General features: G+C 46.0%; 10 protein-coding genes and 1 pseudogene. 2 read left to right on the top strand and 9 right to left on the bottom strand.

Annotated elements, in window-relative coordinates:
* Window positions 1-31: 31 nt before the first annotated feature.
* On the bottom strand, window positions 32-802 hold the full coding sequence (locus tag CEQ48_RS16385; RefSeq protein WP_089071965.1) for a DeoR/GlpR family DNA-binding transcription regulator: 771 nt from the start codon (window positions 800-802) through the stop codon (window positions 32-34).
* A gap of 427 nt (window positions 803-1229) precedes the next feature.
* On the opposite strand from CEQ48_RS16385, the gene pykF reads away from it, so the two are divergent.
* A complete protein-coding gene (gene pykF / locus CEQ48_RS16390) occupies window positions 1230-2642 on the top strand; it encodes a pyruvate kinase PykF (protein WP_089071966.1) in 1413 nt (470 codons plus the stop codon).
* 72 nt (window positions 2643-2714) lie between these two features.
* Here pykF and CEQ48_RS20490 read toward each other — a convergent pair whose 3' ends face one another.
* From CEQ48_RS20490 to CEQ48_RS16405, 3 genes and pseudogenes are all read right to left on the bottom strand, one after another.
* Window positions 2715-2846, bottom strand: a complete 132-nt coding sequence (locus CEQ48_RS20490; protein ID WP_000931888.1) for a hypothetical protein — start codon at window positions 2844-2846, stop codon at window positions 2715-2717.
* A 330-nt stretch (window positions 2847-3176) separates the two neighbouring features.
* Window positions 3177-3873: pseudogene (locus CEQ48_RS16400) on the bottom strand (oxidative stress defense protein).
* Between the two features lie 100 nt (window positions 3874-3973).
* On the bottom strand, window positions 3974-4870 hold the full coding sequence (locus CEQ48_RS16405; protein ID WP_089071967.1) for a LysR family transcriptional regulator ArgP: 897 nt from the start codon (window positions 4868-4870) through the stop codon (window positions 3974-3976).
* Window positions 4871-5034: 164 nt separating this feature from the next.
* Between CEQ48_RS16405 and CEQ48_RS16410 the strand changes: the two genes are divergently transcribed.
* Complete coding sequence (locus CEQ48_RS16410; protein WP_001104702.1) at window positions 5035-5670, top strand: LysE/ArgO family amino acid transporter; 636 nt, start codon at window positions 5035-5037, stop codon at window positions 5668-5670.
* 63 nt (window positions 5671-5733) lie between these two features.
* Here CEQ48_RS16410 and mscS read toward each other — a convergent pair whose 3' ends face one another.
* The 5 genes from mscS to CEQ48_RS16435 all read right to left on the bottom strand — a co-directional run bounded on the left by mscS (window position 5734) and on the right by CEQ48_RS16435 (window position 12576).
* Window positions 5734-6597, bottom strand: coding sequence for a small-conductance mechanosensitive channel MscS (mscS, locus tag CEQ48_RS16415; RefSeq protein ID WP_089071968.1), 864 nt, complete (start codon window positions 6595-6597; stop codon window positions 5734-5736).
* Between the two features lie 293 nt (window positions 6598-6890).
* Window positions 6891-7967, bottom strand: a complete 1077-nt coding sequence (gene fbaA / locus CEQ48_RS16420) for a class II fructose-bisphosphate aldolase (protein WP_089071969.1) — start codon at window positions 7965-7967, stop codon at window positions 6891-6893.
* A gap of 155 nt (window positions 7968-8122) precedes the next feature.
* A complete protein-coding gene (locus CEQ48_RS16425; protein ID WP_000111267.1) occupies window positions 8123-9286 on the bottom strand; it encodes a phosphoglycerate kinase in 1164 nt (387 codons plus the stop codon).
* 148 nt (window positions 9287-9434) lie between these two features.
* Window positions 9435-10460, bottom strand: a complete 1026-nt coding sequence (epd, locus tag CEQ48_RS16430; protein ID WP_076007799.1) for an erythrose-4-phosphate dehydrogenase — start codon at window positions 10458-10460, stop codon at window positions 9435-9437.
* Window positions 10461-10617: 157 nt separating this feature from the next.
* Complete coding sequence (locus CEQ48_RS16435) at window positions 10618-12576, bottom strand: ligand-gated channel protein (protein WP_089071970.1); 1959 nt, start codon at window positions 12574-12576, stop codon at window positions 10618-10620.
* Between the last annotated feature and the right edge of the window lie 50 nt (window positions 12577-12626).

Consider the following 12626-nt stretch of genomic DNA (forward strand, 5'->3'; position numbering starts at 1 on the left):
CCCTGACTTGATAAGTCGCGCTAAGGGATTTTTATTTCACGGTTGCACGGATCACGCGCACTTGGTGAGATTCAATTTGTTTGGCAAACTCGTCACTCAATTCATGATCTGTGACTAAGACATCAATGTTGTCCCAGATCAGCTCTAAGTTCGGAATTTTGCGGCCCACTTTGTCTGACTCAATCATCACGATCACTTCACGCGAGACTTCAGCCATCACTTTGCTAAGCCCAACCAGCTCATTGAACGTGGTCGTCCCCCGGTCAAGATCGATGCCATCAGCACCAATAAACAGCTGGTCAAAATCGTAAGAGCGCAGTACCGATTCTGCGACTTTGCCTTGGAAGGATTCAGAATGGGTATCCCATGTACCGCCAGTCATCAGCAGTGTGGGTTCGTTTTCCAGCTCATTTAAAGCATTGGCTACGTGCAATGAGTTGGTCATCACGACCAAGCCACGTTTGTCATTTAATTGCTGAATTAAGGCCGCGGTTGTACTGCCGCTATCGATAACAATTCGGTTATGGTCTCGGATCAATTTAGCTGCGGCCTTAGCCAGAGAAATCTTTCGAACTGAAACTTTTTCATTCATTTCATCGTGCATGACTTCTTTTGGCAGAGCGATCGCACCACCATAGCGACGCAGCAATTGGCCATTTTTCTCAAGGGAAGCGAGATCTTTACGAATAGTGACTTCTGAGGTTTCAAACTGAGAAGAGAGAGCTTCAACACTCACCTCACCTTGCTCGTTTACTAACTTCACAATAGTGTGTCTTCTCAGTTGTGTATTTCGTTTCGACATTTACAAACACATTTTAAGTTACGAATCGAAAGCAATTATAGTTAAGTCGAAACAATTAAGTCCATTTATTTCGATCCAAAAAATTAATATTTCACGCTAAAACCTTGTCCTAAGACAATTCTTAGACAGTGATATTGCTATCATTCAGTGGTAGAATTCGGCCTCGAAAAGAAAAAAAATTACAGAACTGAGTAAAAAGTACGCCTACAGCCCCCAGTACATCGGCGCTAAGTGGCGAATTTTCTGAAATTTTTGATCAAACAGTCAGTCATAAAATGACTAAATCTGTTGAAAGACTTTCAGTTTTGGAGTGCTGTGAACTCGTGAGCTAGACTTGGCAATTGACGAAATAAGGTTGCTACCGCCGAGAACACTTCAAAACCACCACCAACTTCAAAATCATTTTGTTTATCGGAGAAACTCTTCCATGAAAAAGACCAAAATCGTATGTACGATTGGCCCAAAAACTGAGTCTGTAGAGAAACTGACTGAGCTTGTAAACGCTGGCATGAATGTTATGCGTCTCAACTTCTCTCACGGTGACTACGTTGAGCACGGCACTCGTATCACTAACTTCCGTAAAGTGATGGAAGTGACCGGTAAACAACTGGCGATCCTACTGGATACTAAAGGTCCAGAGATCCGTACTATCAAGCTGGAAAACGGTGATGATGTGGATCTGGTCGCAGGCCAAGAGTTCACTTTCACAACTGACATCACAGTTGTTGGTAACAAAGATCGCGTAGCAGTGACTTACTCAGGTTTTGCAAAAGACCTGAACGTTGGCAACCGTATTCTGGTTGATGACGGCCTAATCGAGATGGAAGTACTGGCGACCACTGACACTGAAGTGAAGTGTAAAGTCCTGAACAACGGTGCTCTGGGTGAAAACAAAGGTGTTAACCTGCCAGGTGTTTCTGTCAATCTGCCAGCACTGTCTGAAAAAGACAAAAATGACCTGAAATTTGGTTGTGAGCAAGGCGTTGATTTCGTTGCTGCCTCTTTCATCCGTAAAGGTTCTGACGTTAAAGAAATCCGTGAAGTTCTAGCGACTCACGGCGGTCAAAACATCCAAATCATCTCTAAAATCGAAAACCAAGAAGGCTTGGACAACTTCGATGAGATCCTTGAGTTGTCTGACGGCATCATGGTTGCTCGTGGTGACCTAGGTGTGGAAATCCCAGCAGAAGAAGTTATCTTCGCTCAAAAGATGATGATCGAGAAATGTAATCGCGCACGTAAAGTGGTTATCACTGCAACACAAATGTTGGATTCTATGATCAAGAACCCACGCCCAACTCGTGCAGAAGCGGGTGACGTTGCAAACGCGATCATGGACGGTACTGACGCTGTGATGCTGTCTGGCGAAACAGCGAAAGGTAAGTACCCTGTTGAAGCGGTGAAAATCATGGCGCAAATCGCTAACCGCACTGACTCAGTACTGAAAGCTGAGCTAGGTTCACGCCTAGACAGCCCACGTTTACGTATCACTGAAGCCGTATGTAAAGGTGCAGTAGACACCGCTGAGAAACTGGCAGCGCCACTGATCATTGTGGCGACTGAAGCGGGTAAATCAGCGCGTTCAATCCGCAAATACTTCCCAACTGCCAATATCATTGCAGTAACCACCAACAAGAAAACCGCTGCTCAATTAGTGCTTTCTAAAGGTGTAACGCCAGTGGTGGTTGACGCGATTGATAACACTGACGCTTTCTATCACCTAGGTAAAGAGATTGCGCTGCAATCTGGCCTTGGTAAGAAAGGCGACATCGTAGTGATGGTTTCAGGCGCACTGGTTGCTTCTGGCACAACGAACACGGCATCAGTACACGTACTGTAATCGAATAACGTGGCGGCTTAATGCCCCGCTAAATACGATACAAAAACGGAGCCCATCGGGCTCCGTTTCTTATTACCAACCGAAAAACTCTTTGTGATGAGTATTGAGCAAAAGCACCATAGGTAGAAAATAAAGTGCGCTGAGCTTAATGCCTAATACCAACAAACAGCCAATCGTTAGTCTGACCAGAAGATGATTCAACATACACTGCCTCTCAGTTGCTCAGTGTGTTTGATTCCCTATGCCTAAGCACCACAGAAAGTAACTGTCACTTTCTTTCAATCAATGAGCATTATTGATGAAAAGGTCAGCAGTTTACTTATTACTCAGTCTAGCTCAATAAATCATCAACATTAGACTTTAGTCTAACTGTAATGAAAAAATGACAATCGATCATTTTTAAAATAAATACAATAAGATAGAAAAAAGCCGCTCATTTCGAAAAGCGGCTTTGTATAGAATATGAATAAAAATCAGTAAATAGGGGCGACTTTCGTCGCCCCCACTTTTCTCATTATGCTGACTTAACATTGGCTATGGTGCCAACTTATATACCACATCCACTCGATCACGAATCACCAAGGAGGACTCTTGATAGGTATCTGCCACATCCATTTTTTTCGCTTAGATTCGCCGCTCGCATCATGATCGGCTCAACACTTGGCGTGTTGTAGTCTATCCGCCAAACGCCTTCTAAGCGGCGCTCAAATCCCTTAGCAAGAGACTGAGCTTTGAGCTTGGCATCTTCAATCGCCGCCATACGCGCTTGCTGCTGGTATTTCTCTTGATCACGCACCTTCAGTTGAATGCTATTGACTTGATTGATACCAGACTCTAACGCGATATCCAGATACTGATTCAGCTTACTCACCTCTTCGACCCTTACGGTAATCGAGCGAGAAGCTTGATAGCCCACTAACTCTGGCTTACCGTTTGCTGGATAGTGATATTGCGGGTTGATGTACAGATTTGAGCTCGAGATATTCTGCTGTGCGACACCGGATTTCACCAATTTTGAGGTGAATTCCGTTACCGCCTTATCCACTGCCGCTTTCGCTTGTTCCGCATTCATTGTCGATTCAACAACCTTCACGGAAAACTCCGCCATATCAGGTACAGCAGTCACTTCACCATAACCTGAAGTCGAAATATGTGGAAAATCCCATTCCTGTGCAAAGGTAGGGCTTGAAAGAACAGAGAGCAGTAAAACCACCGGTGCAAATAATTTCATCGTTTCGATCCTTAATGTCATCGACTGCCCACATCATAAGCGAAGCAGTGCATAGATTCAGTCTCTACGCATAAAAATTACACAACTTTGACTCGGTCAATTATTGAGGTAGTACGCTTTTCGCATAAGCGATGATCGCTTCGCTAATTTCAAGTAAGACGCCCGTTTCAAGCTGCCAATGATGCCAAAAAATCGGATATGACAGCATAAAATCAGGCGTCATATTGATGAGAGCACCGCTTTCCAATTCCGAAATGATCTGCAAACGTGGGATCAAACAGTAAGCCGCGCCAGAAAGCGCTAAACGGACGAAAGCTTCTGAGCTGCCAACCGTGTGGTTGATGACTTTATCGCGTGGTACAGCAAAGTAATCCCATAAGAATTTATTGTGTAATTCGTCATATTGATCGTAAGACACCGCAGGCGCTTTGATTAATGAACGCGGGGTGACCCCCTTAGCAAAGTATTTTTGATAGAACTCTGGGCTTGCGACGCACAGATACTCCATCTGACCCAAATACTCCGCACTACACCCAGTGATCGGTTGTGGCTCCAAACTGATTGCACCGACCACTTCACCATTTTTGAGCTTATCGAGGGTACGTGACTCACCATAAATCACCAGATTCAATTCCACTTGGCGGCTTTTCATTACCTTATCCAGCGCCGGTAACAACCAAGTGGCTAGACTATCTGCATTGGTCGCAATCGACATAGAAACCGGGCGAACATGCTCTTGGTTCGTCAACTCCGGAACCAACTCTTGTTCGATTAAACAGACTCGGCGATAGAGCCCAAGCAACTTTTTGCCAACCAAGGTTGGCCTTGGTGGCTGCTCTCGGATCAACACTGGCTGAGCTAAGTATTTTTCTAACTGTTTAATCCGTTGTGATACAGCAGATTGGGAGATAAAGAGCTGCTCAGCCGCTCGTTCAAAACTGCCTTTACTCACCACACTATCTAGAGCTTCAATCCACCGATAATCCAGACCACGCATTGCTTTCCTTATCTATTTATTAGCCTTGTTAATATGATATTAAAATCATTAATTATACTTATCCACCTCAAATTATTATCTTGCTCAGCCTATCCCTTCGATCTGACGTTGCAACTTCAAATCGGAACGAAATCACACTCCAATCATGCGGTATGAGGTAAAAAATGAACTGGTGGATTCTGCTACAAGGATTCAGCTTGGGAGCGACCATGATTATTCCCATTGGTGCTCAAAATGCTTATGTATTAAATCAAGGGATTAAACGTCATCACCACTTAACCACCGCAGCCACTTGTGGGGTGCTGGATATGATTTTTATCACGCTGGGGATTTTTGGCGGTGGTGCTCTCATCTCGCAAAATACCAGCTTGTTAATTGGTGTCACTTTGGCTGGAATTCTTTTTCTGTGTGGTTATGGGTTTCTTTCTTTGCGTGCTGCGCTCAAACCGCCCCAAGCATCTGAATCCACGGCAAATCCGATGGCTGCAGGACGTAAAGCGGTCATTTTTGGTGCCTTTGCGGTCACTGTGTTTAACCCGCATCTCTATTTGGATACCGTGGTGATCTTAGGGTCAATCGGAGGCCAATTCCAAGGTGATGAGCGTATCTCATTTGCGATTGGTACCATTCTCGCCTCATTCGTGTGGTTTTTTACTCTTTCACTCGGAGCAGCAAAATTGAGCACCACACTCTCTAAACCTAGAGTCAGACAAGTGATTGATATGGCAGTCGCCGCGATGATGTTCATTATTGCCTTCGCGTTGACTAAGAACTTATATCTCAATCACTGGTTAAATTAAGCTATTACCGACAAAAAAGCGGAGTAAACACTCCGCTTTGGTATTTTGTATATAGCAAAACCATTAATTGATTTTGTTCAGATGCACATCCATTTGTGGGAATGGAATTTCGATACCGTTGGCATCCAGCGCTTCCTTGATCGCTTGCATTGAATCAAAGTACACCGCCCAATAGTCCGAAGTTTTACACCATGGACGAACCACAAAGTTGATTGATGAATCCGCCAGCGTCAGCACACCAATGGTCATATCTGGATCTTTGAGGATACGAGGATCTTTTTCCAGCGTCTCACGCAGAACACGTTTGGTTTTCTGCAGATCAGACTTGTAAGAAACCCCAATCACCATGTCGACACGACGCGTTTCGTGACGTGAATAGTTAGTAATAGCACCGCCAATGACCGCCGAGTTTGGTACCACAACCATTTTGTTATCTGGTGTTTTCAATACGGTTTGGAAGATTTGGATCGCATCAACCGAACCCGCTACCCCACCAATTTCCACGTAGTCGCCCGATTTAAATGGACGGAAAGCCACAATCAGTACACCTGCAGCGAAATTAGACAGTGAGCCCTGCAGAGCGAGGCCAACCGCCAAACCTGCCGCACCGATCACCGCTACCACCGAAGCCGTTTCTACACCCACACGACCCAAAGCAGCAATAAGTACAATCACAAACAGCAAATAGCGAACTAGGCCATGAACAAACTCCACGACGGCCTTATCCATATCTTTCTTCTTCAATACTTTCGCAACACTGCCTGCTACCGCTTTCACGATAATATTACCGATAAACAGGATCAGGACTGCAGAAATGATGTTCACACCGTATTGAATAAGCAGATCTGAATTGTTCGTTAGCCAAGTGTTAACCTGATTCAAACTCTCAACGATAGGTGCTTCAACACCAACCGATTCACCAGCCATAGTGCTTTCCTCTCATAATTTATAAAAACTCAGCAGAAATCAATAACTCAAATTTAGAGCTCATAGATAAACCGCCAAAAGTCAGAATTTTGGCACGATAACGCAAAATCAACATTTCGCAAAGTCAGAGTTTAGTAAAGAACAACAAAACAAAAGGTTACAACGAATTTGCTACGCTCCCGTTACAGGTTAAACAATATTCAATCTCTCTGCTACCCATCCCACTGAGACTGCATAAAAAAAGAAACCCGCACTTGGCGGGTTTCTTCATTCAATCGAATACGAAATACGAATTACAGTACGTCGATCGCGTTCAGATCAGAGAATGCTTTCTCTAGACGAGCAACCATGGCTGCTTGACCAGCACGTAGCCATACGCGTGGATCGTAGTACTTCTTGTTCGGTGCATCTTCACCCGTTGGGTTACCGATTTGACCTTGCAGGTAGTCATGGTTTTTCGCTTCGTATTGACGAATACCATCCCATGTTGCCCACTGAGTATCAGTATCGATGTTCATTTTGATCACGCCGTAAGAGATAGACTCACGGATTTCTTCCAGAGAAGAACCTGAACCACCGTGGAATACGAAGTTCAGAGAGTTTTCTGGCAGACCAAACTTCTCAGAAACGTATTTTTGAGAATCACGTAGGATAGTTGGAGTCAGAACCACGTTACCTGGCTTGTAAACGCCATGTACGTTACCGAAAGAAGCCGCGATAGTGAAACGGTGGCTGATTGCGTTCAGTTTCTCGTAAGCGTATGCCACGTCTTCTGGAGAAGTGTACAGCTCAGAAGAATCCATATCTGAGTTATCAACGCCGTCTTCTTCACCGCCAGTACAACCCAGTTCGATCTCCAGAGTCATGTTCATTTTCGCCATGCGCTCTAGGTATTTTGCAGAGATCTCGATGTTCTCTTCCAGAGACTCTTCAGACAGGTCAATCATGTGCGAAGAGAACAGTGGTTTGCCAGTTTCTGCGAAGTGTTTTTCACCCGCGTCTAGCAGACCGTCGATCCAAGGTAGTAGGTTTTTCGCTGCGTGGTCAGTGTGCAGAATCACTGGAACGCCATAAGCTTCCGCTACAGTGTGAACGTATTTCGCACCCGCGATCGCGCCCAGAATTTGTGCTTGTTGACCTTCAAGTTTCAGACCTTTACCAGCAAAGAATGCTGCGCCGCCGTTAGAGAACTGCACGATAACAGGCGCTTTCACTTTTGCTGCTGCTTCTAGAACGCCGTTTACAGAGTCAGTACCTACACAGTTTACTGCTGGAAGTGCAAAGCCATTATGTTTTGCTACTTCAAAAACTTTCTGTACGTCATCACCAGAGATAACACCAGGTTTTACAAAATCAAAGATCTTAGACATGGATGGAATCCTATTTTCTGTCGTTTTAAAAAATAAAAACGGTAAGTTTCAATTCTTGCAAACGTTTGCTCACCAATCGCGGCATTCTACCAAACAAATGCTCGCCGTGCAGCAAACAAGAAAGCGGGAGTCTTACCCCCGCTCTCATTCGATTATTACGCTTTAGCGCGTGCTTCTAGCATTTCTACTGCAGGCAGTTTTTTGCCTTCAACGAATTCAAGGAACGCGCCGCCGCCAGTAGAGATGTAAGAAACATCGGCTTTGATGCCGAACTTGTCGATCGCCGCTAGCGTGTCACCGCCACCTGCAACGGAGAAGCCTTCTGATTGTGCGATCGCTTCTGCGATACCACGAGTACCCGCTTCAAAGTTCTTGAATTCGAATACGCCTACTGGGCCATTCCACAGGATAGTTTTCGCGTTTTTCAGGATCTCAGCCAGTTCAGCCGTTGAGTTTGGACCCAAGTCGAAAATCATGTCGTCGTCTTGAACTTCAGAAACGTGTTTGATTTCGGCTTCTGCGTTCTCATCGAAAGCTTTGGCACAAGCTACGTCAGTCGCCACAGGAATCGCACACTCTTCCATCAGTTTTTTCGCTGTTTCAACAAGGTCAGCTTCATACAGAGACTTACCTACGTTGTGACCCGCTGCAGCGATGAAGGTGTTCGCAATACCACCGCCAACCACCAGTTGGTCAGCAATTTTTGACAGTGACTCAAGTACAGTCAGCTTAGTTGATACTTTTGAACCACCAACGATAGCTACCATTGGGCGAGCTGGTTTGTCCATCGCTTTGCCTAGCGCTTCAAGTTCGTCAGCCAGTAGAGGGCCTGCACAAGCGATAGGAGCAAACATACCAACACCGTGAGTAGAAGCTTGAGCGCGGTGCGCAGTACCAAACGCATCCATCACGAATACGTCACACAGTGCCGCGTATTTCTTAGACAGCGCTTCTTCGTTTTTCTTTTCGCCTTTGTTGAAGCGAACGTTTTCCAGAACAACCAGTTCACCTGCGTTCAGTTCAACGCCGTCTAGGTAGTCTTTCACTAGGCGAACTTCGCAATCGAGAGCATCGTTCAGGTAGTTAACCACAGGCAGTAGAGAGAACTCTTCAGCGTACTCACCTTCCGTTGGACGACCTAGGTGAGAAGTGACCATTACTTTCGCGCCCGCTTCCAAGCAGTGCTTAATGGTAGGTAGTGATGCAAGGATACGTGCATCAGAAGTCACTTTGCCGTCTTTTACTGGTACGTTCAGGTCAGCACGGATAAATACGCGTTTACCTGCAAGATCCAGGTCAATCATCTTGATTACAGACATGATTTGTCCTCTCAAACTATTTAAAGAAATGAAAATTCTGCAACTCGGCGACCCTGCCGAGTAGGTAAAATCTTAGCTGTTTACCGATATGGGGCTGCGTCCTTCGGGTTTCAATGTTCAAACCTGATTTGAAGTGCATGCTTAGCCGCTACTGCGTGGCCTGCATTGCCAATGCGGTATCTAACATCCGGTTGGCAAAGCCCCATTCGTTATCACACCAAACGAGCATTTTTACTAACTGCCCGTTACTGACTCTCGTTTGTGTCCCATCCACAATCGCGCTGTGCGGATCGTGGTTAAAATCGATGGAAACCAAAGGCGCTTCAGTATAGTCAACAATGCCACGTAATGTACACTGAGATGCGTTCACAATGGTTTGATTTACGTCATTAACTTTCACATTTGATTTAATTGTGACACTTAAATCCATCGCGGTCACATTTACTGTCGGTACACGCACCGAAATCGCTTCAAATTTGTTAGAAAATTTCGGAAATATTCTTTCAATACCTTTATGCAGCTTAGTATCAACGGGAATGATCGATTGACTGGCCGCTCGTGTGCGTCGTAAGTCATTATGATACGCATCAATCACTTGTTGATCGTTCATCGAGGAATGGATGGTGGTGATGGTGCCAGAATCAATGCCGAATGCGTCATCCAATACCTTGATGATGGGTACAATGCAGTTAGTGGTGCAGGATCCATTAGAAACGATTTTATGCTCAGCGGTTAGGGTTTCATGATTCACACCATAAATGATAGTGTTGTCGAGATCGCTAGCACCAGGATGGGAAAATAAAACTAACTTCGCGCCCGCATCAATATGTTGCTGACCATCCTCTTGGCAACCATACACACCTGTACAGTCGAGGACTAAATCCACGCCTAAATCACGCCAAGGTAAGAGAGGAATTTCAGAAAGATGCAGAATGCGAATTGAGTCATACTCACCATTTTGATGGTGAACGTAGATATGCTGCTGATCATGGCTGATTTTTTTGCCAAAGCGACCATGGCTAGTATCGTATTGCAGGAGGTGCGCCATCGCATCCGGTTTGGCAAGCTCGTTCACCGCAACCACTTGGATGCGATCACTTTTGCCACTTTCATACACGGCACGTAATACGTTACGCCCAATGCGCCCAAAACCGTTAATTGCTACCCTCAGCATCTTGTACCGCCTATCGCTCTCAGATTGGTTGGCAATAGTAACCGATACTCTACGCTTTGGCACGGCGATCCTGTGCAATAAATGATTCCACCGCCGATCGCAAAACAAGCAGAGGATTGGCGCTGCTGCCAATCCTCTGAACCTCTACCTCTAATAATTAGAAGGCGATGTCTAAGCCCAACCAGTAGCGGCGGCCATCTTCCACATAACCATATTCGGCATAGTTCACTTCCTGATCAAACAGGTTGTACACCGCAGCTTTAAGCGTTGCACTATCGGTGAGTGCGTAAGTCACGCCAGTATCGATAAAGGTGTAGCTTGGCGCGATGAAATCATTATTCGACGCCCCGCCTTCCGGCTGCATCTCCTTGCCACGATAGTTGAGGTTAGCCCAACTATTGAGGCGATCTGTGGTTTGCCAGCTCAAGTTGGCATTAAACAGATGCTTAGGTAACTGCAATAACGGACGGCCAGCAAATTCTCCCGTTTTCTGCTCCGAATGGGTGTACGTGTAGCTAGACGATAACTCAACGCTTTCGGTGATCGGCAGACTTAACGTCGCCTCTGCGCCATAGGTTTCTGCTTCATCAATATTCACACGATAAGTAGGATCGGCGCCCCATTGGTTTGGACCATCAGTACAGATATTGGCAGGGCAAGCGACGCGAGTGATTTTATCTTGGAAATCATTATGGAAAGCGGTCAACGATGCCGCCAGACCTGAGCCTGCACTGTACACCAAGCTCAACTCTTTATTAACCGATGTTTCAGGCTTGAGATTAGGGTTGCCGTAGATATTACCGCCGCCACTGACTTGTCCCCAATCCGGCGTTACTTCACGTAACTGTGGTGCACGGAAGCCAGTAGAAACGCCGCCTTTTACTGTCCATGCCGGATCGAGATTCCATACGCCATACACACGTGGGCTGAAGTGGCTGCCGTAGTTTTTATCATGATCCAGACGGCCACCAAAGGTCAGGCGGAATTGCTCTGCGAGCGCCCATTCATCTTCAATGAATCCCGCCCATTGAGTGTTTGAGATATGCGTGCGAGATGAAATTTTGTTGGAGGTTTTATCCTCTAAACTTTCGTGTTTACCTTCCACACCAAAGCTCAACATGTGCTCACCAATAGGAGCCACTAACGTGGATTTGAACACAGTGTTGTCAATGCTCATCTCACGAGATTTATTGGTGTTCTCTTCATATTGCAGATAAGTATCAGACTGCCCAACATCCTGCCAATCCCCTTGGTGAGAGACGGCAACATGGTTGCGACGGTACTGGTTATCGGTATTGCTGCATGTACCTCGGCATCCGCTGGATTGCGCCGACTTGCCCACGTTATTTTCGCGATCTTGGGCTGATACACCGGCTTCCAGTTGCAGTTGATGATCTGGATTGAGCTGGTAGTTGAGCTTTGAGGTTAAGCTGCGCAGTGATTTATCGCCGTAACCATGCTCAATTTCGTCTTCATCGCGTTGCGTGGTTTGCCCGTAGACTTGCAGCGATAGAGCATCACTTAAAGGTCCCGTTACGAAGAAATTAGCGCTTTGTTCATCGCCTGAGGCGCGATTTTCTTGCACCACGGTCGATAGCTGCACATTGCCTGACCACTGCTGCTGATCTTTACGAGTGATGATGTTGATCACACCGCCAATCGCATCCGAGCCGTACAACGTAGACATCGGGCCGCGGATAACTTCAATGCGCTCAATTGCTTGCAGAGGCGGCAACCAACCTTGTTCGATGCCGGGGCCATCGCTATTGGGACGAGTCTGACGCGAGGTTTGACGTTTACCATCCACCAAAATCAAAGTGTAGCTTGAACCCATACCACGAATGCTGATATCGGTCTTATCTCCGCCACCCGTCACGGTTACGCCCGGAACACCTTTTAGTGCATCGGTCACATCACGGTAATAGCGAGACTCCAGATCCTCTCTGGAAATTACGCTGATACTGGCTGGCGCATTTTGAATGGCTTGCGCGTATCCCGCCGCAGTGACCACCATGGTTTCATCGGCTTTCGTCGCTTCTTGAGCAAAAGCGCTAGCCGAAAACATTAAGCCTAGTGTCACAGATAAACTGACGGGGGATGGATTGTGTCTGGACATTTACCTCTCCTTTAAATGATAATTATTCTTAATTTCAAGGGCGGATTATT

This window comes from Vibrio tarriae, from assembly GCF_002216685.1.
Lineage (GTDB): Bacteria > Pseudomonadota > Gammaproteobacteria > Enterobacterales > Vibrionaceae > Vibrio > Vibrio tarriae.

Coding starts and splice junctions, on each gene's coding strand:
- CEQ48_RS16385 (WP_089071965.1), bottom strand. CDS start 802: ATGTCGAAACGAAATACACAACTGAGAAGACACACTATTGTGAAGTTA.
- pykF (WP_089071966.1), top strand. CDS start 1,230: ATGAAAAAGACCAAAATCGTATGTACGATTGGCCCAAAAACTGAGTCT.
- CEQ48_RS20490 (WP_000931888.1), bottom strand. CDS start 2,846: ATGTTGAATCATCTTCTGGTCAGACTAACGATTGGCTGTTTGTTGGTA.
- CEQ48_RS16405 (WP_089071967.1), bottom strand. CDS start 4,870: ATGCGTGGTCTGGATTATCGGTGGATTGAAGCTCTAGATAGTGTGGTG.
- CEQ48_RS16410 (WP_001104702.1), top strand. CDS start 5,035: ATGAACTGGTGGATTCTGCTACAAGGATTCAGCTTGGGAGCGACCATG.
- mscS (WP_089071968.1), bottom strand. CDS start 6,597: ATGGCTGGTGAATCGGTTGGTGTTGAAGCACCTATCGTTGAGAGTTTG.
- fbaA (WP_089071969.1), bottom strand. CDS start 7,967: ATGTCTAAGATCTTTGATTTTGTAAAACCTGGTGTTATCTCTGGTGAT.
- CEQ48_RS16425 (WP_000111267.1), bottom strand. CDS start 9,286: ATGTCTGTAATCAAGATGATTGACCTGGATCTTGCAGGTAAACGCGTA.
- epd (WP_076007799.1), bottom strand. CDS start 10,460: ATGCTGAGGGTAGCAATTAACGGTTTTGGGCGCATTGGGCGTAACGTA.
- CEQ48_RS16435 (WP_089071970.1), bottom strand. CDS start 12,576: ATGTCCAGACACAATCCATCCCCCGTCAGTTTATCTGTGACACTAGGC.